The organism is Pontibacter silvestris (assembly GCF_020907275.1).
Classification (GTDB): Bacteria; Bacteroidota; Bacteroidia; order Cytophagales; family Hymenobacteraceae; genus Pontibacter; species Pontibacter silvestris.
Genome location: NZ_JAJJWI010000003.1, coordinates 146,928 through 168,323, shown reverse-complemented (window position 1 = coordinate 168,323; position 21,396 = coordinate 146,928). Strand labels below are relative to the sequence as shown.

The following is a 21,396-nucleotide window of genomic DNA, read 5'->3' as shown; positions in this document are numbered from 1 at the left end:
AGAGCAGGGGCTTTTGTATAAAACAGGTTATTTCTGTTCTTAGTGGCTACCTCTGTTAGCAAGGTAGTTAGAAACACCTTCTTTAGTAGCTTGCATAGCTTCTTTTCCTTCTTCCCAGTTTGCAGGGCAAACTTCGCCTTTCTCTTCAAAGTACTGAAGAGCGTCTACCATACGAAGTGCCTCGTCGATGCTGCGGCCTAGTGGCAGGTCGTTAACAACCTGGTGGCGAACAACACCTTCTTTATCGATCAGGAACAGACCACGGTAAGCAACTGGCTCACCAACAAAAGTTACTTCACCTTCTTCGTTATAGTCATAATGACCGGCTAACACATCAAAGTTCTGAGCGATAGTTTTAGCTGCATCAGCAACAAGCGGATAAGTTACCCCCTGGATACCACCTTGGTCTTGTGGCGTGTTTAACCAGGCAAAGTGTGTAACATGTGTATCTGTAGAGCAACCTACTACTGCTACTCCTTTACGCTCGAAATCAGCTAATCTGTCCTGGAATGCAAGAATTTCAGTTGGGCATACGAATGTGAAGTCCATTGGCCAGAAGAAGAACACTACGTGCTTCTTGCCAAGGTACTGCTCTAAAGAGAAATCCTCTTCGAATTCTTCTCCGTTAACTACAGCTGTAGCTTTGAATGAAGGCGCTTTTTTACCTACTAATACTGCCATATTTCAATAGTTTATTAAGTTGAAAATTTATTTAGGTACTTGTGAAATTCTGATCTGCTTACCTGGTTCCTTCTTATTACCTGTCAGTTGTACGGCAAAGCTCTTGATTTCGAAGTTTTCCATGTTCCGCTTCCGAAAGAAGTCAGTTAATAACTGCTCCAGTTCTGCGTCTTCGTAATCAATAATTTCTTTGGTGTTACTGCAGTAAATGTGGCTGTGAGCCATGGTGTTAGCATCGTAGCGTTTCCCGCTTTCTTCTGATAGTACCCGCCTGATCAGGTTGGTTTCTACAAAAGAGTCTAATGTTTTATAGACAGTGCCAAGGGAAATACTTGGGTTGGCTGGTTTCAGAAGCTGGTATACTTCCTCTGCCGTTGGGTGATGCCCATGCTGTTGTACCAAAGCCTCATATACTACAATGCGCTGCTGCGTCGCCTTTAGGCCACTTATCACAATGCGCTCACGTAGTTCGTTTCGGTTTAGTAACTGCATGTATCCAGATAAGAAAAATTCTTATTTGAGAAGAATTACTGCAAAGATAGAAGATACCTTTACAAGCTCCAAACCGATACAGTTATTAGTTTGTTAATGGCGGAGGGTACCCGTATTAGAAAGAGAGGGGAATGAAAGACTGAAATAAAATAAATGGAGCCATTGCCTGAACATCAGGAAAGAGCATTACGGTTACTAATTTAGCTATAAGTAAAACGAATGTGAGCTTTCAATATTTCCCGATCTATAATCAATTGAGCTATACCTTCAGCAATAGCTTCTTCATTATCTGCTAACATAGCCTCTTTTACTTTCTGTTCTTCAACATCAATACGATAAAGGATATGGAGCAGGCGGCTAAGGTCTGTATTTAGCAGATGCTTAACAATTATAGTGAGCTTACGCAAAAGCTTCTGCAAATCTTTAGAAGGCAAGGCTTTGACTCCAAATACTTTTTGCAGGTGATTAGCTGTGCTGGAAAGAATAGCAGGGGAGTACTGCATAAAGTGAACGCTGTTTTTGGTAATAAATAAACAGTTATATTAAGTGCATTTATAACTGAAGAATCTGTAAACTATTGCATAAGCCAACCGGTAGTAAAAGCTTAAATATAAAAGCCCTCCGGTCTGGAGGGCTTTTATATTTAAGCTTGCTCTTCTGATCCTTCTTCAGTCTCAGACTCTGCAGGAGTAGTATCTTCTTCAGAAGCTTTTTCTTCTGTGAAGCCTACAAATTTATTCACAATTGTATACCAGGCGGCAAGCTTTTTCATGTCTGATACATACACACGATCTTCATCATATTCAGGCACTACTTCAGCTATAAAAGCTTTGTAATCTTCGTTGCTTGGCTTTTCACTTAATGGCAGATCATCGCCATACTTTTGGTGGATTCGGTCAAACACGTCAGCCAATGGGATAGTAGCCTCTTCGTCTGTCGTGTAGATAGAAATCTCTTCCAGCAAAGACATACGATGGCGTGCCTGTGCCACCATGTTCTTTGGGTTCTCTTCTAAACTTTCCACAATAACGCCGGTACGCGTTGGCTTTACTACACGGTATAACCCGCTCTGGCCAGAAATGGCGGCAACTTGTCTTAAATCAATAGGCATAGTAAGGTAAAACTTGGTATGTATATTATAATTTAAACATAATCGGAAGGCTAACTACAGTGCTGTAGCCGGGAGCCTTAAATTTAAGAAGGTTTACTACACGAAGGGCCTCCTCGCCAGTACCAGCACCTGGGTTGCGCAGCACCTTTAACCCTGAAGTAGAACCGTCTTCATTCAAGGTAAAGCTGATAATCGATTCACCCTGTATTCTGTTGCGCTTTGCCATTGGCGGATAGTTCAGTTCTTTATAAATAGCTTTATACAGAGCTTCCTGCCCCCCTTCGTAATGTTCTGCTACCGGAATAGTTTTTTCAGGCATCCAATATTTATCTTCCTGCTCTTCCTGCTGCTGTTGGGCTGTTTCAGCAGACTGGGCAGAAACTGTTAGTGTTGATAAGGCAAATAAAAGGAATAAAAAAGAAATCTTACTTTTCATTAAGGTAAAAATTAAAGGTACTACTACACTTGCTGGGACTAACACTTAATCAAAATGCATACCAAATTACACACTATTTGTATTGGTTCTGCACCTGTTCATTCACTTCTTCAATAAAATTTAATATTTCGTCTCGGCCAATATGTTTTTCGGCCGATGTCTGGAAAAAGCGGGGAAGTTCATCCCACGTTTCACGAAGTTTACGCGCGTAAGCAGCTATGGTTGAATCCGTTTTAGTAGCAGACTGCTTATCAAGTTTAGTGAAGACAACTACAAAAGGTAGACCTAAAGTCCCTAGGTGATTTATAAATTCGAGGTCCTGCTTTAGTGGCTCATGCCTGGAGTCTATCAGTACAAATACACAGGTTAAATTCTCCCGTTTCTGAAAGTAATAGTTAATCATCTTGCGCCATTCCTCACGGGAGCCCTTACTTACTTTGGCATAGCCATAGCCTGGTAAGTCTACCAGATACCAGTCATCGTTTATCAGGAAGTGGTTAATGAGCTGGGTCTTGCCCGGAGAAGAAGATGTTTTAGCCAGGTTCTTCTGCTCTGTCAGCATGTTTATAAGCGAAGACTTTCCCACATTAGAACGACCAATAAAGGCGTACTCTGGTTTGTTGGGCGTGGGGCATTGTTCCACACGAGTATTACTCATTAAAAACTTTGCTTCCTTTATAACCATATTGCTCGTCTGTTTGGTGCCTTGCCTTTTATGAGGAAAGACTGTGAAAAAGTAGTACTAACTATTACATCTCGCCACTTAAAAGAAGCTGAGACTATAACAGGATTACAAAGTTACCACATATTTTTCAAAGATAGGGTCTAAGCTACACTTGTCTGCAGGCAGCTAAGACAAAATACCTGTGCCTACCTTTTATAATAGTACATAAGGTGAAAAGAGTTCTGAGTTTAAAAGGAATTTTTAAATCTGTATACGAAGAACATTTTATGTAGAGGCCTCATTACTTTTATGCAGCTCTGTAAATCTAAACTTTCTTGAAAATGATAAATGTTCTGCTTCAAACAAGACAGCTAAACTGCTCCTGTAAAGTTTTTGATAGTTAACTAGGTGAATAAAAGTGTCTCATTAATAGTTATTTATAACAACTAAATATAAAAATATTCAGTAAGTGTTTTATAATGACAGTTGAGGTTTATATAGGGGTGGCTTAATAAGCATATCGATACAATTAGATGTTTTGTATAAATATATTGGTGTGTCATTTCGTGGCTTAAAAGTTATGTTTTAGTTATGCACTTGATTCAAACTATAGCAGAGATGGCTTGAACAGGCTTGTTAGGAGTAAGTTTTATTAAAGCAGTAATTATGCTGGCGCAGTGAAAGTTATTTGCATTCATCTATTCCCCCCACCGATGATCATACGCTTACTTAAAAATAAAATTCAGGAGACACAGATGTATAAATAAATACTTTATAAATATGAGTTACTTAGCCAAATCGTTCTTAAGATTTTTCTCAGTCTTGGCGTTGCTTTGCTTTATGGCTGTTTCAGTATCAGCCCAAAGCACTGGAAAACTATTGAGGACCGGAAAGAAACTCTTTGACAGAGAAAACTATCGGGAAGCTGTACCTTATTATGAAGAGGTGTTAGCCAATGATCCGAATAATGCCAAGGCACTGTACTATGCTGGCATCAGCTATATGACCTTTGATAAAGAAAAGGCAGCAGATTATCTGTACCGGGTACAGCAAATAAACCCTAATATAGACCGCGACCTTGAGTACTGGTTAGGACGGGTAGAACACATAAATTACCGCTTCGACAGAGCTATTGAACACTTTCAGAGTTACCAGCCTAAGATTCGTAACCGTGATGACTGGCGCCGGGAAGAAGTAGCCATGCTGATACAACATGCACGGAATGCCAAGCGGGAAGCGTCTAACCCGAAAGACATATTTGTAAAGAATCTGGGAGAAACTATAAACACTGCTTATTCTGAACATAGTCCTGTTATTGCTTCTGATGATAACTACCTGTTATTTACCTCCCGGAGTGCTGCCTCTACAGGTCAGAAAGAAGCACAGGATGGAGAGTATTTTGAGGATATATTTGAATCGACAAGAACAGGTGAAGCAGGTGAGTGGGGGGCACCACAGTCAATAGCAGGGGCTTTAAGCAGTACCGGCCATGATGCCTCTATTCAGATTTTTGATAACGACACAAAAATGCTGCTGTATCGCTCTGTTAACAATGGGGATATCATGGTATCGGAGCGTCAGCCAGATGGGCAGTGGGGCACACCCAAAAGTATCAGCAACAGAATTAATTCATCTGATTTTGAATCGGATGCCTATATTACACCAGACGGGCAGACTATTTTCTTTTCCACCAGCCATTATTCAAACAGGGGAGACCTGGATATTTATACTGCCAAACGTCAGTCCAATGGGGAGTGGGGTAAGCCAGAAAGCTTAGGAAGTACTATAAATACCTCTTATGATGATGACAGCCCTTATTTAGCTGCTGATGGTACACTATATTTTTCTTCAAGAGGCCATAACACCATGGGTGGGTACGACATATTTAGTGCTCGGTACGACTCCATAGCCAGAAGATGGGCACGTCCTGAGAACCTGGGTTCTCCTGTTAACACACCAGATGATGACACTTACTATCGTTTAAGCCCCGATGGAAGCTATGCTTATTTATCGTCGTATCGCACTGGTGGCTATGGAGAAAAAGATATTTATACCATTAACTACATTCGTACCGGTAATGTAAAAGGAAAAGTATTTGCTCAGGGAGACAGTGTTGCTATTCCGGGAGTCGAGCTTATTTTTAATGCCACACAGGCAGACAGGAGGCCAATTGCTTACCGTGATGTGACACGACCTGATTCTGCTGCTTATGACATCAGCGTTCTTTCTGGACGTAAATATCAGGTACAGTTGTCGGTAGATAACAAGCTTATTGCTACAGAAGAGTTTGATATGCCTGTTGTATTGGACGACACGACTACCGTTACCAAGAATTTTTATATTGCTTATGAAGATGCGGGTGATGAAGGAGGTGGTATAAATATTAATGCCGGGATAACGGCTGCCGGTGAACGTATTGCAGCGCAGCGCCTTTACTTTGACACTGATGAGTATATGCTCCGCCCGGAGTCAACGCAGAACCTAGATGATATTGCCCGTCTCATGGAATCAAATCCAGATATCAACTTAAGTATTGAAGGCCATACGGACTCCCGTGCAAGCAATAGCTACAACGTCACATTAGGGCAGAATCGTGCTGATGCTGCTTATGATTATCTTATCAGCAAGGGCATTTCTCCTAAGCGCTTGGTAACTGTTACCTATGGCGAGAGCAGGCCAGTTGTGCCGAACACGTCTGCTGAAAACATGCAGCTAAACAGAAGAACAGTATTTAAAGTATTATCAAGAGAAGACGATTCTGAACAATAGCGGAATGATTAGTAGAAACAGAAAATAAAATGGCTGTAGGAGCTTCAAGAGCCAACTATTTAAACAGGCTGGGTTATTCCCAGCCTGTTTTTTTACTTTTAAACACATAAAAAATGTTTTATAGTTTAAGTCAGCGTATTTTTGCATGAATTACCATCAACAAAGAGCCAATGGCAGTAGTACCTTACAAAGACCAGAATAACAATAAGAAATCGCAGGTAGCCCAGATGTTTGATAACATCTCCGGCAAATACGATTTCCTGAATCATTTTCTGAGTGCTGGCATCGATATTATCTGGAGAAAAAAAGCTATAAGCTTACTGGAATCACAAAAGCCAAAATTGATTTTAGACATAGCTACAGGCACAGCTGACTTTGCTATTGAGGCACTGCGTATTAACCCGGAGAAAATAACCGGAGTTGATATATCAGAGGGCATGCTGGCCGTAGGACGTGAAAAATTGGCTAAAAAGGGGCTTTCAAATAAAATAGAACTGCAGTATGGTGATTCTGAGAACCTACCCTTTGAAGATAATTCTTTCGATGCCATAACAGTGGCTTTTGGTGTACGTAACTTTGAGAACTTAGCCAAAGGACTTGCAGAAATGAACCGGGTGCTGAAGCCTGGCGGAACAGCAGTTGTGCTAGAGTTTTCTAAACCTCGTATGTTCCCGATGAAGCAACTCTATCATTTTTATTTTAAAAATATACTACCAGTAGTAGGAAAGTTCGTTTCAAAGGACAATGCTGCCTATACATATTTGCCTGAATCAGTGCAGGCATTCCCGGACGGGCAGGATTTTATAAGTATCTTTGAAGAAGTAGGATTTAAAAATACAAAATGGCATTCTCTCACATTCGGAATCAGCTCTATCTACACAGGAAGAAAATAACATTACTGTTTTTATTTGTGCTTTTGCTCTTTGGAGGTAACAGCGCCATAGCACAGAAAAAAATATATACTCAGAACAAACCTGGTTATGATGAAAAACGCGTGCATTATGGGTTTTACCTGGCCCTGCCTTTAACCAAGTATAATGTAACGCAGTCACAAGAGTATGCCAATCAGCTGTCGCCAAACCTTGATACAGCCATGACGGTGAATGCCAAAGTGTCTCCAGGGTTTTATACAGGTTTGGTACTTAATGTAAGGTTGGCTGATAACCTGGATGCCCGTTTTGTGCCGGGCGTAGGCTTTTATGTTCGCACGATAGAGTACGGAAATATGAAGCAGGATAATGGGGAATGGCTAGATGAGAATAAATCTATAAATTCTACTATGGTAGAGATGCCGTTACTTTTGAAGTATAAATCTAAGCGACGAACAAACTACAGAATGTATTTCGTAGCCGGCATAAAACCAGCAATAGATTTAGGAAATAACAGAAGTGATGAGACAGATGAAGATGCGTTGGTTGTGAATAACTTGGACTTAGCGCTCGAGTACGGCGTGGGGCTGGATATTTTTTATCCTTATTTTAAATTTGCTCCGGAGCTACGCTTCTCGCATGGTATTATTAATCAGCATAAGCCTAATAACAGCATTTACAACAACAGCATTCAGAAGCTGACCAACCACAACGTTTCACTTATACTTTTCTTTGAATAGAAATGGCAAAAATTGCATTTGTGACAGGAGCTACTTCGGGCATTGGCTGGGCCACTGCTATAGAACTGGCGAAACAAGGTTATCATATTGTAGCTACAGGCCGTCGTACTGAGCGCCTGCAGGAACTAAAGCAGCAGATTACAACTGTTCCGGTGTTTACGCTGGAGTTTGATGTACGCGATAAAGAAGCGATACAACAGGCTGTAGACTCTCTTCCGGAAGAATGGCAGCAGATAGAGGTGTTGGTGAACAATGCCGGAAACGCCCATGGCTTGTCACCTGTACAGAGTGGCTCTCTGGAAGATTGGGATGCCATGATAGACATAAATGTTAAAGGGCTGCTGTATGTAAGCCATGCGGTAATTCCGCTTATGCAGAAGTACAGGAAAGGGCACATTATTAATATAGGTTCAATAGCCGGTAAAGAGGTTTATCCGAACGGGAACGTATATTGTGCTTCTAAACATGCCGTAGATGCTATTTCTAAGGCTATGCGCATTGACCTGGTGCAGGAGGGTATAAAGGTCTCGGAAGTAAACCCGGGTGCTGTGGAGACAGAGTTTTCTGAAGTACGTTTTAAAGGAGATAAAGACCGTGCTGCTGCTGTGTATCAGGGGTTTGAGCCCTTGTCCGCACAAGACATAGCTGAACTGATAGCCTTCATGGCAACAAGGCCAGCACACGTAAACCTAGCGGAGGTATTGGTTTTACCATCAGCCCAGGCTAGTGCAACTATCATAAACAAACAGTAAGCAATACATATACAAAAGCGCCTCAGGACATTGTTCTGAGGCGCTTTTGTATATGTATTGGTAGCAAAGATTAGATTATTTAAACCCTTCCCGGTCGAACAGGTGCACACTAATGCTTTTGCTGGTCTTATCTTTTGTCTCTGGTCCAAACTCCAGTTCGTTACCCCGCCTGGTATCATATACAATTGTTTTCTTGCTCCATCCCTTTACCCGTGATGTGTCTTTTATTTCATCCTCGCCAGGGCCTCCTACAATTACTATTACTATTCCTTTGTCAACTTCTCCGCTTACATCAAACTCGTCATCCTCACCTAAGCCATATAGCTTTATTATTTTTGTTTCGGAGCGGTAGAATGTGCGCTTATAAACAACTTTATCATCAGAGTTTCTATAAACAGTCACAGATGTTTCATTATTATTCAGTCGCTTTACTTCAAAGCGCTCTTCCTCGTCTGTGCCTGCTATCACTACTTCTTCTGCCAAGATCTCATAAAACTCCTCTGCAGCCCTAACTAATTCGGCCCTGCGGCTCTTTAGTTTACTCCTGGTGCTTTCTCCAATAATTTTAAACACCTCTTTAGGGTAACGCTTTACAGCTTCATCAATTACCTCATCTGTAACTTGCTCCTGAATATCTTTGGCAATAGATACAAAGTCCTGGCGTGAGAGTTCTGCCATTGACCGGGTGTCTATAAACTGCGAGTTTATGCTAAGTGCCTTTACATCATTTATTTCATCGTCAAAAGACTCAAATTTCCTTATAGCCCAGTTGCGGCCAAAAAGCCAGGGAAAAACCCCGTCCTGCATGCGGTAAAAAGCATTGTCACGGTCTTTGGGTATAGGGCGGTAAATAGTTTCACCATCTGCATCATACTCAGCCCATTCCCACTGTCCTCGGTGGCGGTCCCAGTCGTTGATGAGTATGTCTAACATACGGGCTCTTGCAAAGGCTTTCTGGTCTATAAAATGATCGTCTTTCTGATACCTGTCGCGTAGCACTTTTTTCGATCCGGCAATGTCTATGGCATTACCTAACGAAGCATCTAAAGCACGATCATCATTATATTTTTCCTCTATTGTATAGAGTCTGTCGCTGGCAATATGTTCAAACTCTCCAAAACTACTATCATGTGGGCGAACATAAACAAGTTTGGGAGTAGCGTGTGGTACACCTGCAGCTTCTGCCAGTGGGGGGATAATCAGAGCACCGTAAGGGTTAAGGGCACTCATCTGATCCCTGATTACGTTGGATATAAAAGATTTTTTCAGGGTTTTAGATAATACTGTAGAAGGGTCTTTATCAACAGAGCGTAAGGCATAGGTAAAACCATTGCCTCCTACCAAAGCAAAGCTGGTTGTCTGAAAGCCGCCACCTTTTCTTTCTACTTCAAGGCCACCTTTTAAAGTATCCATATCAAGAATAGGCGCTTTTACTGGTGCAAGCCAGACCGACCTATAGTGCTCTCCCCAAAAAAGCTTATAAAACCAACTGCGTTTATAGTGCTTGCCTGCCTGTACAGTTACACTGTCTACGGTTTCAGGGCTGCTTTGTAATTGCTTATAAACAGTAGCGTCTGAAACGGGTGTTGTAGCAAAGAAATTTTTTCTGGCACAACCAGAAGAAAATATAATTATCAGCAAACACAGAGTTCGCCAGTAATGGAATCTCATATGTATATTGTCGTATTTGTATAAGACTATATAACGTAAAACTCCTATAATGTTTTCATGGGAAGTACGGCCTCGGCAGGTTTAATATGAAAAATAATAATCAATAAGTAGCGAATACAATAACTGTAAAACAACCTATACTGGTTGAGCTTTATCCGAATAAACACGAGTACTTTAAACTTTTATAACTCTTATGTTATTTTTGTTTCGTTGTTCTGCACCAGATAATGTTTTATAGCTTTTAACTACTTTAGGCTTTTCTTTTTTTGCCTTTTTTCTTCTGCCCCACCAGATAAGGAAGCCAGTAATAGGCATACTGGCAGCGAGTAAACTGGCAAAAAATGCGATAGTTTTTCCGGCCAGACCTCCAATAGCTCCTACGTGTATGTCGTAATTCATGCGCATGATTTTATCAGCAGCTGAGGCTTCTGAAAACCTGCCATACATGTGTGTTACTGGAACTTCCTGTAGTGTGTACTGGTCAAAATACCGGTAGTCGCTTTGCCAATAAGTATCAGTGTTTGGGTTTAAGGCTGTTTCTATGGTGGCTCCTTTTCCTGCAGGAGCATGCACTTCCAGGCTACCTCCAACCAGCTTGTGCTCTTCCTGCATTTTAAGCCAAACAAGGTCTATTGCAGGGGCGTTTCTGTTAGTTGTGAGCTTTGTGGTGTCTGATAAGGGCTCATAAAACTCTGTTAGTTGTTTACCGCCGGATGCCACCCAGTAAACAGATTTTGAAAACCATTGAAAACCCATCACCAAGCCTGTAATGGCAATAAACACAGCAACCCAAGTCATATAGAAGCCAAGGACATTGTGCATGTCGTAGTTAGTGCGCCTCCACTTTGCATTCCACTTAATAGTGAAGCGTTGCTTTCGGGCTGCTTTGTTTTTAGGCCACCAAAGCACAATGCCCGTAATCAGTAATATTAAAAATATAAGGGTGCCACCTGCTACTATAGGCTGGCCTATTGCAGGAGGTAACCATAAGTAGTAGTGCCCCATAATAACTATTCTGAAAAAGTCACGGTTCATGTTCTTCACCTTTAGAACCTCCCCATTGTAAGGGTTCAGGAAAACCATGTCATAATACTGAGGATCAAACCCGTAGTAGACAACTTCTGAAGCTTTGCCCTTTTCGTAGCTAATGCTGTGGGCATGTTTACCTGGTAGCTGGGCATCAGCAATAGCCTTTAGCTTAGACGGAGGTAGCTTAGCTATGTTTTGAGCTGCAACAAACTGATAAGGTTGTGTAGCAGACTCTATTTCATGTTGGAATGCCAGTATACAGCCTGTTATACCTAAGAAAAGCACCAATAGCCCGGACGCAAGCCCGAGCCATAGGTGAATTTTGTTTATTACTTTCTTTAAAGTCATATTACCTTTAGAATCTGTATCCGATGCTTACACGATAGCTGCGAGGTGTTTCTGTTTGCCACTCATAACCATCCAGTGTGCCGTCATAGTCAAAATCGTAAGGGGCTCCTGAGTATAAGTACTCATCTAAAAGATTATTAACATTAACAGCCAGGCTAACTTTCTTTATCTGATAAGAAACAGCGCCATCCAGGCGGAAGTAATCAGGTAAAGTGCCGATAGTACCTTCTGTCAAAGACCATGGATAGCGGTCTACTTGCCATTGGTAACCAAGCGATATACCTGCACCTTGCAGAACTCCTTTATTTAGTTTGTAAGCTAACCAGGCATTGGAAATATGCTTTGCAAAACCGGGAACTTTATCGCCTTCTGCTAGAGTTGCCGTAGTTTCTGTTGCTTTAGAATCTGTGTAGGCGTAGTTAAATGTCAGGCTCAATCCTCTTGCTATTTCGCCTCGTACATCAAGCTCAACCCCTTTGGTTTGAGTTTCCCCAAGCTGTAAATAAGAAGCTCCTGTTGGATCGTTAGGGTCGCCGACTAACTGGTTATTTTTGGTAATCTGATAAAGAGCTACTGTCGAATTCCAGCGTCCGCCAAACCAGTCTCTTTTAAAACCTGCTTCTATGTTATTGCCTGCAATAGGCTTTACCTGATCTCCATTCGATAACTTACCTAACTGTGGTATAAAAGCCTGGTCATAGAGTGCGTAGAAAGAGGTGTTGGCATTTACAGAGGCATTTATACCCACTCTAGGGGTAAACTTGCTATTTTTGACAATGCTGCCATATTGGTTAGTTTCTGCTTTGGTGTATCTTCCGGCCAATGTAAGTCTTAACTTATCCTGGAAGAACCCTAGCTCATCCTGAACATATAAAGCTCCATATTTCTGAGCTAATGTACTTACGCCAGGTCTGTCTTCTAACGGTAGGGAATGATCTATTCTTTGCGTCGTAATAGAGCCATATACAGGATTATAGATATTAAAAGGAGTTTCTACATCCAGAGCTATAGACTGGCTCCAGTCTGCCAGATACTTTTTATCGCCTAGATCGAGGCCACCTAATATACGGTGTCTGATTGTACCTGTCTGTAGTTCTCCGTTTACAAAAAGCTGCCCGAATTTACTTTTATTTTGCGCATCCCAGCCACTCAGTACCCGTTGCATATTCCCTTCCTGATCTAATCCTCCTGGCCAAAGTGAGCTGCCTTCCTGGTTGTAAAGGAAGTACGATGTTTGTGCAGTTAATTTCCAGTTGTCGTTAAACTGATGCTCAAAGATAAGGTATGCACTGTTATCTTTCATGTCAGAAGGCTCCAGGTTAGGGTCTGCAATGGTGGAGTTTCGTGGCAGATCTGCATAACCTTTAGGGGAGAACACATAAGCAGAACCAATAGCTGACATGCGGGAAAACTGGTAGGTATACTCAGCGGTTAAGGAAGTTCTGTCGCTAAACTTGTATTTTAATACAGGTGCTATTGAATAGCGGTCGTTGTACTCATAGTCTCTCCACGAATCTTTTTTCTGGCCCATCACATTTAAGCGGTACAGCAGTTTACCATTGCTTGTAAGTTGACCGTCAAGGTCAGCTGTAGCTCTTAAAGTGTTATAGCTGCCAAAAGTAAAGTTTACTTCCTGCTTGGTTATACCTGTTGGCTTTTTGGTTACCACATTATAAAAACCTGAAGGGTCGCCGTTAGCCAGCATAAAACCAGCAGGACCTTTCACAAATTCAATGCGCTCAACAAAAGACATATCCTCAGAAAGTGGCCCCCAGGTGGATTCTATGTTCATGCCGTTTCTGAAAGGTGCTACTCTGGCCCCACGCATATTCATTCGGGTGTAGTTGCCCCAGTGCTCCTGCATCGTAACGCCGCTTACGTTTCGGCCTACACCTTCCAGCAGGTCAAATATCTGCTGACTTTTAATCACATCATTTGTAATGACCTGTATGTTTTGCGGAACGTCTAAAAGTTTAGTTTGCAGGCGCAGTGACTCAGATGGTTGATCAGCCTTAAAGCTTTCGCGTTGCCCTCTGATGACGATTTCCTGAATAGCAGCAGCACTTTTGTTAAGCATAAAGTTTGCTGTAACGGTTTTGCCTGTTTCTACAGTTATGCCTTGTTCCTGTGGTTCCAGTCCAATCATCTGTACCCGAAGTGTATAGGTGCCAGGCTTTACTTTTGATATAGTATAATTACCATCTACATCAGTAGTAGCTCCTATTGTAGTTCCTTTTAGGCCAATTGAAACCCCTGCAGCAGCCTGATTGTCTGTAGTAGTAACATGGCCTTTGATTGAGTCGCTTTGTGCGAAGGCTGCAGTACAGGTTAATAGTAAAGTTACTATAGTTGCTACTATTGGAGGAAGTAATTTCCTTTTGGTATATGTTGGCTTCATAAAAGTTGTTGGTATTATTTAGAATTAATCTATATAATGCAAAGGTAGGAGCTGCTATTTACAGAAAAAGGCAAAGAGCAAAGAATGTTGTAGCAGAAGCTAAAAATCACTAGTTGTAGCTATTTGCTTCGCTAGTAGTAGTTACTTAAAAAGCACAAAGCCCTACCTGCTTCAAGATAGGGCTTTGTGCTTTTTAAGAGTTGATGAATTAAAAGCCACTGCTACAAGGGCCATTGCTCTTGCCTGTAAGCACTGTCCCAGAACATCCATTCCAGTTTAGTTGCCATAACAAAAGCATCTGTCATAGTCTGTTGCTGAGCTGGTGTACAACTTTCTGCTACCTCATCACATATTTTTATAGCTCTTTCTACTATACCGGCAAACTCTTCTCCTGCATAAGTATCTATCCACTCCTGATATGGATTATTTTCTTTTTGCTGTTGTTGATAAATAAAGTCTCCTACCTCCTTATAAATCCAGAAGCAGGGGAGAACAGCTGCCATGGCTACCTCTACCTGTGCAAGAGCAGCTTTAGTAAGTAAATAGTGCGTGTAATGCTGGCAGGAAGGTGAGGCAGGCAAGGTTTCCGTGATGCCGAACTTCTGAAAATAACCGGCATGTAGGGCATGTTCTACTACTACAGCGCCTTCTGCAAAGCGGGCAAATTCCAGTACGTGCTCCGTGTGGTGTGCCCTTCCTGCAATTAATGATAAAGCCCTGCTAAATTCTGCCAGGTAAAGCGAGTCCTGTGCTATGTAAAACTTAAACTTTTCTTTATCTAATGTTCCTGCTATCAACTCCTGATTAAAAGGCATAGAGGTAATTTGCTCGTAAATCTGATAGCCTGCTTCCCAGGCTTTTTTAGTCCAACTCATATTTTTCTAACTTTTGTGGTTGAAAGAAATGATTCAACGGGCCATGTCCTTCGCCTGTTTTAACATCTTTGCCTTTGTCTATAGCCTGGTGTACATACTGCTTTGCCTGTATAATAGCTGTTACCATGTCGGCGCCTTTAGCCAAAAGAGCTGCTATAGCCGAGGAAAGGGTACAGCCAGTACCGTGGGTATTATTGCTCGCAATAGCCTCCGATTCAAACACCTGTTCAGAACCGTTCTGGTGCAGGTATACGTCGTACAGGCGGGGGCCCTGTAAATGGCCTCCTTTTACCAATACAGCTTTACAACCTGTATCCAGTATTAAGCGGGCTGCTTTCTTCATATCCTCCAGGTTATGAATAGGTATGCCTGCCAAAATCTGGGCCTCATCAAGGTTAGGTGTAACTACTTCGGCTAATGGAAGCAGCTGTTGTTTTAGAACAGAAATGGTGCTGTCTTCAATCAGCTTATCGCCGCTGGTAGCTACCATAACAGGGTCTACTACTACAGGCAAATAAGCATATTGCTGTAGTGTTTCAGCAATAGCCTGTACCAGTTCCACACTATGCACCATCCCGATTTTAATGGCGGCAGGTTTTATGTCATCCATTACTGCCTTTATTTGCCCCTGAACTATAGCAGGAGGTATGCTATGTATACCTGTGACGCCTAAAGTGTTTTGCACCGTAATAGCTGTGATAGCCGATGTGCCAAAGCAGCCTAGAGCGGAAAATGTTTTTAGGTCTGCTTGTATGCCTGCTCCGCCACCGCTATCGGAACCAGCAATAGTAAGCACAGCCGGATATTTATATGTCTTCATAAGTTGCTTGTCTGGTATGGTGTCAGTAAGTCTACCTGAACCGGAGAAGAGTAGCTTTAAGCTTTTTCAATTTCATTCCTGATTTCTTCAGCTGCTTTGGCAGGGGCTGGAGCAGAGCAAATAGCTGATACTACGGCCAGGCAATCTGCGCCTGCCCGGATAATGTTACCAGCATTCTTGGCGTTTACCCTGCCTATTGCAACGATAGGCTTTGTGGTGAGAGAGCGTATGTGAGTTATACCATCCAGGCCCCATTCTGTAACCGTGTCTGTTTTGGTGGGGGTGGAGAAAACAGGGCTTAAAGCAACATAATCTGCCAGTTTTACATGCGAGCTTTGTAAATGCTCCTCATACTCCAGCGAGTATCCTAAAATGCCGCAGGCTGACCACTGCTGCAATATTTCAGCAGGAGCTATGTCGTTGTTACCTACATGAATGCCGGCAGCCCCGGCTCTGGAGGCAACCTGAAGGTTATCGTTTACAATAAGCGGAGTGTTGTATTTATCCAGCATTTCTTTCAGGCGAAGCGTTTTCTCCAGAAAAGCATTTTCCGGTAAATACTTTTCCCGAATCTGCACCAGGTCTACACCTCCCAGCACAGCGGCTTCCACAACAGTTACCAAATCCCGTCCAAGGCAGGCAGCATCATCTGTTACTAAGTAAAGCTTATGGTTAAAAGCCGCCATTGTATTCTTCTAGCTTTACTCGTTGCACAAATTCATCCTTATTTATTTGGTACAAAGTATCCAGGAAATGTAGCTGCAAACTCCCGGGGCCTGGTGATTTCTCGGCTGCTATTTCGCCCGCTATACCCATTAAAGCCATTGCCGCCACTGTAGCTTCAAAGTAATGAGTTGTAGTGGTAGCACAGAATGCCCCAATAAGAGCACTGGCCGTACAGCCCATGCCTGTCACCCGAGTCATTAACTTATCGCCATTAGTAAGTGTTAGGCATCCTTTTTCCTGCACTATCAGATCAGTTGCACCAGACACACATACAACTGACCCATGAGCTTGGTTAAGCTGAATAGCAGCATCAAGCGCTTCGTCTGTATGGTTGGTGCTGTCTACGCCTTTAGTGCCAGCACTCATGCTTGCCAATGCCATAATTTCTGAGGCGTTGCCCCTGATAACAGTAGGCTGATACTCCAGCAGTTCCTGCAGTACTTTATTCCGGTATGGTGTGGCTCCTGCGCCTACGGGGTCTAATAACCAGGGCTTGCCTAATGTGTTTGCCTGGCTAATGGCAAGCTTCATGCTTTCCACCCAATATTCGTCCAGTGTACCTATGTTTATAATCAGGGCACCAGCTATAGCTACCATATCATGCACTTCACTATAAGCATGTGCCATAACCGGTGATGCACCAACTGCCAGTAAGGCATTGGCGGTATTATTCATAACTACATAATTAGTGATGCTGTGTACCAGCGGCGATTTTTCTCTTACGGCCAGTACACTATTCCAGAGTTGCTGCTCCATTTAATGCTTTTTTAAGATTGAGATCAGGCTAAGGAGCTCCGGAAAAGGAGAGTTGAAAAGAATAAATGGCTATAAAAGCCACTTTTGCTTTTCCCTTCGCCGGCATTACCCGGATCAGGTTCAAAGGGTATTGTCTCAGTTCCTTTTCAGAACACCCCTAAAGCCAGTACAATAATACTATTTATCAGTTACTAAACGTAAGCAAACACAAATGCTTTTTATATTTATGATAGTACGTTATTGATTTAAGCTACTACTTTCCCATTCGCAAGGCGCAATACTTTTGTTACACATTTCGGAATCTCCTGTTGATAGTGGGTAACATAAACCAGAGTTGTCTTGCTATTTCTGCAGATGGCATCCAGTAGTTGTTTAAATTGCTCTTGCTGATGCTGATCAAGGCCCTGACATGGCTCGTCTAAAATAAGTAAAGGCGGGTTCTTAATCAGTGCTCTTGCCAATAAGCATAGCCTTTGTGTACTGGCAGATACATCTTTTAGCAGCTTGTCAGCTTCCTGCTCAATTTCCAGTAAGTGCATCCAGCGCAGTGCTGTGGCTGCATACTGTGGGGCACTTTGTTTTATTAAACCTAATGTGTCACAAATGCCCGACTCTATTACCTGTAGGCAGGTATTGTTGTAAGGGAAATACTGGTACAGTTCAGGCGAAACAAAGCCTATTTTCTTTTTAATGTCCCAGATGGTTTCGCCGCTGCCTCTCTTTCGATCAAAAAGAATAATCTTTTTAGCGTAAGACTGTGGATTATCGCCGCTGATCAGGCTGAGTAAAGTTGTTTTGCCAGCTCCATTATGGCCCAACAGTGCCCAGTGTTCCCCCTGTTTTACTTGCCAGTTTATATTATCCAGCACAAGTTTGTTCCCATACTTGATAGACACATCATCCATTTGCACAATGGTATCAAAGGCTGGTATGTTGTTTACGGAGAGCAATGCCTGAAGCTCTTCCTGGTCTGGTAAGAAGACAGGAGCAAGAGCTACCAGTGCCGGAGTAAATTCTCCTTTAGATAATCTATGCACCATCTTTCCTTTTCTTAAGACTGCCACATGCGTTATTGTATCTGGTAATTCCGTAGGCGATGTCGCCATCACAATTGTGATACCTGATTTTGTAATCTCTGAAAGAATGAGGTTAAACGCTGCCCGGGTTTCCACATCCAGACCTGTCAGAGGGTTGTCTAGCAGCAGGAGTAGCGGATGCTTTAATACGGCAGCTGCCAATAAAAGCCTTTTTGTTTCTCCGTTAGATAGCTTGATCAGTTGTTTATCCAGCAGGCCTTCCAGCTTAAAAGTAGAAATTGCTCTGTCATAGTTCCAGTAAGCTTGAGGAACTTCTGGTGCTTCAATGGCTGAAAGATAGCTTTCTACGGTTGGTGCATCTTCTGAGTCGGAAGCATGGTAACGCTGCTGATAGTAAAACTCGGATGCATTGGAGGAAAGGTTTCTGAAGTTATGCTTTTGTGACACTTCTGCTATCAGGTTATGGTGTGTAAACACTTCACCATGCAATGGGTTTTGCCGGAGGTACTCCTGGTAATAATAATGCTGTATACTACCACCAACTACATTATTCTTGCCTGCGATAGTTTGAAGTAGGCTGGTCTTACCTGAGCCGCTTTCTCCTACTAGTGCCCAATGTTCGCCTTTGTTAATATGAAAGCTTAGGTTTGTAAAAAGCGTGTGGTTTAGGTAACGTACGGTAATGTTGTTAAGAGAAAGCAGGGGAGAGGAATCAGGCATGAATTAAAAAGGTGATGGTGTTACATGTAAAAGCCCCGTCAGACTTACACCAAACGGGGCTTCAAAAAATCACTAAAGCTAATTTAAACTAACAAGTTCAGGAAGTCCTGTTTGCCGTTAAGGTATTCATAGGCGAAGCCTTCTTCTGCCATACGATATTTAATGTTTTCTACATCGTGTGGCTGCTTTACTTCTATGCCTACAAAAACAGGGCCTTTCTCTTTGTTGTTCTTTTTAATATACTGGAAGTGGATAATGTCATCATCAGGATGCAACACTCTGTTTACAAAGGCTCTCAAAGCTCCTGGTTTCTGGTTAAAGGTTACCATAAAGTAGTGCTTCAGGCCCTGGTGTTGCATGGCACGCTCTTTAATATCCTCCATACGGGTAATATCGTTGTTGCTGCCACTGATGACGCATACTACTTTTTTTCCTTCTATCTCATGGGCGTAAGATTTCAGAGCAGATATAGTCAGAGTACCGGCAGGCTCCAGCACGATTCCCTCCTCATTATACATCTTAAGGAGATCCTCACACACCTGGCCTTCCGGTACCAGCACTATATCGTCGAGCAGTTCACGGCAAATTTCAAAAGTCAGCTCGCCCGGGCATTTTACAGCGGCACCATCCACAAAGCTCTCTATTGTTTCCAAAGCTTGGCGTTTCTGCTCTTTAATGGATTTGTACATGGAGGGTGCTCCTAAAGGTTGTACGCCAATTAGCTTTGTGTGCGGGCTTAGCTGTTTAAACACACTTGACACACCTGATGCCAGTCCGCCTCCTCCAATCGGCATAAAGAGATAGTCGATGTTAAAGTCGGCGCTTTTCAGTACTTCCAGCCCAACGGTGGCCTGTCCTTCTATAATAGCTAGGTCATCGAAAGGATGAATAAAGGTGCTGCCACGGCTGTCGCAGAGCTCTCTGGCAGCCTTGTAGGTGTCGTCGTAGGTGTTGCCGGTTAGAATAACCTCTACCATGTCTTTCCCAAACAGGCGCACCTTACTTACTTTTTGTGCAGGTGTGTTGGCTGGCATAAAAATGTACCCTTTGATACCCAGTAACTGACAGGCATAAGCAACTCCTTGTGCATGGTTACCGGCGCTGGAGCAAACAATTTCCCACTCTGACTGCTCCGGGCGCTGTAAGGTGCACATTTTGTTGTATGCTCCTCTTATTTTATAAGAACGTACTACCTGCAGGTCCTCACGCTTCAGATGAATGTCAGCATTATAGGTCTGCGATAGCCACAGGTTCTTTAATAGAGGAGTTTTATAAATTACACCTTTCAGGTTCTTTGCTGCTTTCTCTACATTTTCTAAAGAAACAACGGTATCTAAAGAGGCTACATCTTTATGCATTTGCTTTTAACTTTTACTTAGAGCGGAGTTTTCTAACAACTGCTCCGGTTTGCCATAACTCTGATTCGCGTATTTCTTTTAGTTCTTCTTCCAGGTCCTGACGGTAGCCTGGGGTTGATCCTCTTTGGATGGTGCGCTCCGCTTCTTTGCCTGATGCTACGCTATCATATAATTGATTTAGTACAGGAAGCGTTGCGTCTTTAAACTTGCCTTTCCAATCAAGGGCGCCACGCTGTGCTGTAACAGAGCAGTTGGCATACATCCAGTCCATACCGTTTTCGCCAACCAGTGGTACTAAGCTTTGTGTTAGTTCTTCGACTGTTTCGTTGAAGGCCTCCGACGGAGAGTGTCCACGCTCACGTAGTACCTGGTATTGTGCCTCAATGATACCAGCTAGGGCACCCATCAACACACCACGCTCACCGGTAAGGTCGCTGTATACTTCTTTTTTGAAATCTGTTTCGAACAGGTAACCAGAACCTACTCCTATACCCATGGCAATAGCTTTTTCAAAAGCTTTGCCTGACGCATCCTGGAACACAGCAAAAGACGAGTTTAGGCCACCACCGGCAAGGAATAACCTTCGAAGGCTGGTGCCGCTGCCTTTAGGGGCCACCAGTATTACATCCACATTAGCAGGAGGAACAATGTTTGTATGTTCTTTAAACGTAATGCCGAAGCCGTGAGAGAAATATAAGGTCTTGCCTGGCTTAAGTCTTTCTTTGATAGTAGGCCAAACAGCTATTTGTCCGGCATCAGAAAGCAGGTTGCAGATTATGGTGCCACGCTCTACTGCTTCTTCAATAGGAAATAAAGTCTCACCTTCAATAAAGCCATCACTTTTCGCTTTCTCCCAGGATGAAGAGTCTTTGCGCTGTCCAACTATAACATTAAATCCATTGTCTCTCATGTTAAGAGCCTGACCCGGACCTTGTACACCATAACCGATTACGGCGATTACTTCATCTTTAAGTACTTCACGGGCTTTAGATAGAGGAAATTCGTCGCGGGTGATTACTGTTTCGTCTACTCCTCCAAAATTGATAGTTGCCATTTTTGTTTTTAGCTAGTTTTAAGGTTTATATAATTCTATTAATATGCTAGAATCTAGACTCTAGAGATTAGCTGTGCTAAGACTGAATGT

At 42.6% G+C, this 21,396-nt stretch carries 20 protein-coding genes and 1 riboswitch; of the genes, 4 read left to right on the top strand and 16 right to left on the bottom strand.

Going from position 1 to position 21,396, the window contains the following annotated elements; translation table 11 throughout:
• Window positions 1–39: 39 nt before the first annotated feature.
• From LN995_RS03910 to yihA, 6 genes are all read right to left on the bottom strand, one after another.
• Window positions 40–681, bottom strand: a complete 642-nt coding sequence (locus tag LN995_RS03910) for a peroxiredoxin (protein ID WP_229958572.1) — start codon at window positions 679–681, stop codon at window positions 40–42.
• 27 nt (window positions 682–708) lie between these two features.
• Complete coding sequence (locus tag LN995_RS03905) at window positions 709–1,173, bottom strand: Fur family transcriptional regulator (RefSeq protein ID WP_229958570.1); 465 nt, start codon at window positions 1,171–1,173, stop codon at window positions 709–711.
• 200 nt (window positions 1,174–1,373) lie between these two features.
• Window positions 1,374–1,676 carry a hypothetical protein gene (locus tag LN995_RS03900; RefSeq protein WP_229958568.1) on the bottom strand — a complete coding sequence of 101 codons (303 nt, stop codon included), beginning with the start codon at window positions 1,674–1,676 and terminating at the stop codon, window positions 1,374–1,376.
• Window positions 1,677–1,816: 140 nt separating this feature from the next.
• Window positions 1,817–2,284 carry a DUF5606 family protein gene (locus tag LN995_RS03895; RefSeq protein WP_229958566.1) on the bottom strand — a complete coding sequence of 156 codons (468 nt, stop codon included), beginning with the start codon at window positions 2,282–2,284 and terminating at the stop codon, window positions 1,817–1,819.
• Between the two features lie 25 nt (window positions 2,285–2,309).
• Window positions 2,310–2,720: an energy transducer TonB gene (locus LN995_RS03890; protein WP_229958563.1), complete on the bottom strand. Its 411-nt coding sequence runs from the start codon at window positions 2,718–2,720 to the stop codon at window positions 2,310–2,312.
• 73 nt (window positions 2,721–2,793) lie between these two features.
• Entirely contained in the window at window positions 2,794–3,405 is a 612-nt protein-coding gene (yihA, locus tag LN995_RS03885; RefSeq protein ID WP_229958561.1) for a ribosome biogenesis GTP-binding protein YihA/YsxC, read from the bottom strand.
• A gap of 819 nt (window positions 3,406–4,224) precedes the next feature.
• Here yihA and LN995_RS03880 point away from each other — a divergent pair.
• The 4 genes from LN995_RS03880 to LN995_RS03865 all read left to right on the top strand — a co-directional run bounded on the left by LN995_RS03880 (window position 4,225) and on the right by LN995_RS03865 (window position 8,514).
• Window positions 4,225–6,153 (top strand): OmpA family protein, encoded by a 1,929-nt coding sequence (locus LN995_RS03880; RefSeq protein ID WP_229958559.1) that lies wholly within the window; start codon window positions 4,225–4,227, stop codon window positions 6,151–6,153.
• A 170-nt stretch (window positions 6,154–6,323) separates the two neighbouring features.
• A complete protein-coding gene (gene ubiE, locus LN995_RS03875) occupies window positions 6,324–7,046 on the top strand; it encodes a bifunctional demethylmenaquinone methyltransferase/2-methoxy-6-polyprenyl-1,4-benzoquinol methylase UbiE (protein ID WP_229958557.1) in 723 nt (240 codons plus the stop codon).
• Between the two features lie 17 nt (window positions 7,047–7,063).
• Complete coding sequence (porT, locus tag LN995_RS03870; protein ID WP_229958555.1) at window positions 7,064–7,762, top strand: type IX secretion/gliding motility protein PorT/SprT; 699 nt, start codon at window positions 7,064–7,066, stop codon at window positions 7,760–7,762.
• Between the two features lie 2 nt (window positions 7,763–7,764).
• Complete coding sequence (locus tag LN995_RS03865; protein ID WP_229958554.1) at window positions 7,765–8,514, top strand: SDR family NAD(P)-dependent oxidoreductase; 750 nt, start codon at window positions 7,765–7,767, stop codon at window positions 8,512–8,514.
• Window positions 8,515–8,589: 75 nt separating this feature from the next.
• Here LN995_RS03865 and LN995_RS03860 read toward each other — a convergent pair whose 3' ends face one another.
• The 10 genes from LN995_RS03860 to ilvC form a co-directional block, all read right to left on the bottom strand.
• Entirely contained in the window at window positions 8,590–10,155 is a 1,566-nt protein-coding gene (locus LN995_RS03860; protein ID WP_229958552.1) for a hypothetical protein, read from the bottom strand.
• A 204-nt stretch (window positions 10,156–10,359) separates the two neighbouring features.
• Window positions 10,360–11,562, bottom strand: a complete 1,203-nt coding sequence (locus LN995_RS03855) for a PepSY-associated TM helix domain-containing protein (RefSeq protein ID WP_229958549.1) — start codon at window positions 11,560–11,562, stop codon at window positions 10,360–10,362.
• A gap of 7 nt (window positions 11,563–11,569) precedes the next feature.
• Window positions 11,570–13,960 carry a TonB-dependent receptor gene (locus LN995_RS03850; RefSeq protein WP_229958547.1) on the bottom strand — a complete coding sequence of 797 codons (2,391 nt, stop codon included), beginning with the start codon at window positions 13,958–13,960 and terminating at the stop codon, window positions 11,570–11,572.
• Window positions 13,961–14,181: 221 nt separating this feature from the next.
• Window positions 14,182–14,835, bottom strand: coding sequence for a thiaminase II (gene tenA, locus LN995_RS03845; RefSeq protein WP_229958545.1), 654 nt, complete (start codon window positions 14,833–14,835; stop codon window positions 14,182–14,184).
• Window positions 14,822–15,655, bottom strand: coding sequence for a bifunctional hydroxymethylpyrimidine kinase/phosphomethylpyrimidine kinase (thiD, locus tag LN995_RS03840; protein WP_229958543.1), 834 nt, complete (start codon window positions 15,653–15,655; stop codon window positions 14,822–14,824). The genes tenA and thiD overlap by 14 nt, the downstream gene beginning before the upstream one ends.
• 56 nt (window positions 15,656–15,711) lie before the next feature.
• On the bottom strand, window positions 15,712–16,341 hold the full coding sequence (gene thiE, locus LN995_RS03835) for a thiamine phosphate synthase (protein WP_229958542.1): 630 nt from the start codon (window positions 16,339–16,341) through the stop codon (window positions 15,712–15,714).
• Window positions 16,328–17,137, bottom strand: coding sequence for a hydroxyethylthiazole kinase (gene thiM / locus LN995_RS03830; RefSeq protein WP_229958540.1), 810 nt, complete (start codon window positions 17,135–17,137; stop codon window positions 16,328–16,330). The genes thiE and thiM overlap by 14 nt, the downstream gene beginning before the upstream one ends.
• Window positions 17,138–17,211: 74 nt before the next feature.
• Window positions 17,212–17,306, bottom strand: a riboswitch (TPP riboswitch).
• 76 nt (window positions 17,307–17,382) lie between these two features.
• Window positions 17,383–18,894, bottom strand: a complete 1,512-nt coding sequence (locus LN995_RS03825; RefSeq protein WP_229958537.1) for an ATP-binding cassette domain-containing protein — start codon at window positions 18,892–18,894, stop codon at window positions 17,383–17,385.
• 83 nt (window positions 18,895–18,977) lie between these two features.
• Window positions 18,978–20,252, bottom strand: a complete 1,275-nt coding sequence (gene ilvA / locus LN995_RS03820) for a threonine ammonia-lyase IlvA (RefSeq protein WP_229958535.1) — start codon at window positions 20,250–20,252, stop codon at window positions 18,978–18,980.
• A gap of 13 nt (window positions 20,253–20,265) precedes the next feature.
• Window positions 20,266–21,306 (bottom strand): ketol-acid reductoisomerase, encoded by a 1,041-nt coding sequence (gene ilvC / locus LN995_RS03815; protein ID WP_229958533.1) that lies wholly within the window; start codon window positions 21,304–21,306, stop codon window positions 20,266–20,268.
• Between the last annotated feature and the right edge of the window lie 90 nt (window positions 21,307–21,396).

Excerpts from the sequence above, each read along its gene's own strand:
- LN995_RS03900 (WP_229958568.1), bottom strand. The coding sequence starts at position 1,676 with ATGCAGTACTCCCCTGCTATTCTTTCCAGCACAGCTAATCACCTGCAA.
- ilvC (WP_229958533.1), bottom strand. The coding sequence starts at position 21,306 with ATGGCAACTATCAATTTTGGAGGAGTAGACGAAACAGTAATCACCCGC.
- thiD (WP_229958543.1), bottom strand. The coding sequence starts at position 15,655 with ATGAAGACATATAAATATCCGGCTGTGCTTACTATTGCTGGTTCCGAT.
- thiM (WP_229958540.1), bottom strand. The coding sequence starts at position 17,137 with ATGGAGCAGCAACTCTGGAATAGTGTACTGGCCGTAAGAGAAAAATCG.
- LN995_RS03890 (WP_229958563.1), bottom strand. The coding sequence starts at position 2,720 with ATGAAAAGTAAGATTTCTTTTTTATTCCTTTTATTTGCCTTATCAACA.
- ilvA (WP_229958535.1), bottom strand. The coding sequence starts at position 20,252 with ATGCATAAAGATGTAGCCTCTTTAGATACCGTTGTTTCTTTAGAAAAT.
- LN995_RS03865 (WP_229958554.1), top strand. The coding sequence starts at position 7,765 with ATGGCAAAAATTGCATTTGTGACAGGAGCTACTTCGGGCATTGGCTGG.
- LN995_RS03880 (WP_229958559.1), top strand. The coding sequence starts at position 4,225 with ATGGCTGTTTCAGTATCAGCCCAAAGCACTGGAAAACTATTGAGGACC.
- LN995_RS03910 (WP_229958572.1), bottom strand. The coding sequence starts at position 681 with ATGGCAGTATTAGTAGGTAAAAAAGCGCCTTCATTCAAAGCTACAGCT.
- LN995_RS03825 (WP_229958537.1), bottom strand. The coding sequence starts at position 18,894 with ATGCCTGATTCCTCTCCCCTGCTTTCTCTTAACAACATTACCGTACGT.
- LN995_RS03850 (WP_229958547.1), bottom strand. The coding sequence starts at position 13,960 with ATGAAGCCAACATATACCAAAAGGAAATTACTTCCTCCAATAGTAGCA.
- tenA (WP_229958545.1), bottom strand. The coding sequence starts at position 14,835 with ATGAGTTGGACTAAAAAAGCCTGGGAAGCAGGCTATCAGATTTACGAG.
- LN995_RS03895 (WP_229958566.1), bottom strand. The coding sequence starts at position 2,284 with ATGCCTATTGATTTAAGACAAGTTGCCGCCATTTCTGGCCAGAGCGGG.
- LN995_RS03905 (WP_229958570.1), bottom strand. The coding sequence starts at position 1,173 with ATGCAGTTACTAAACCGAAACGAACTACGTGAGCGCATTGTGATAAGT.
- thiE (WP_229958542.1), bottom strand. The coding sequence starts at position 16,341 with ATGGCGGCTTTTAACCATAAGCTTTACTTAGTAACAGATGATGCTGCC.
- ubiE (WP_229958557.1), top strand. The coding sequence starts at position 6,324 with ATGGCAGTAGTACCTTACAAAGACCAGAATAACAATAAGAAATCGCAG.
- LN995_RS03855 (WP_229958549.1), bottom strand. The coding sequence starts at position 11,562 with ATGACTTTAAAGAAAGTAATAAACAAAATTCACCTATGGCTCGGGCTT.
- yihA (WP_229958561.1), bottom strand. The coding sequence starts at position 3,405 with ATGGTTATAAAGGAAGCAAAGTTTTTAATGAGTAATACTCGTGTGGAA.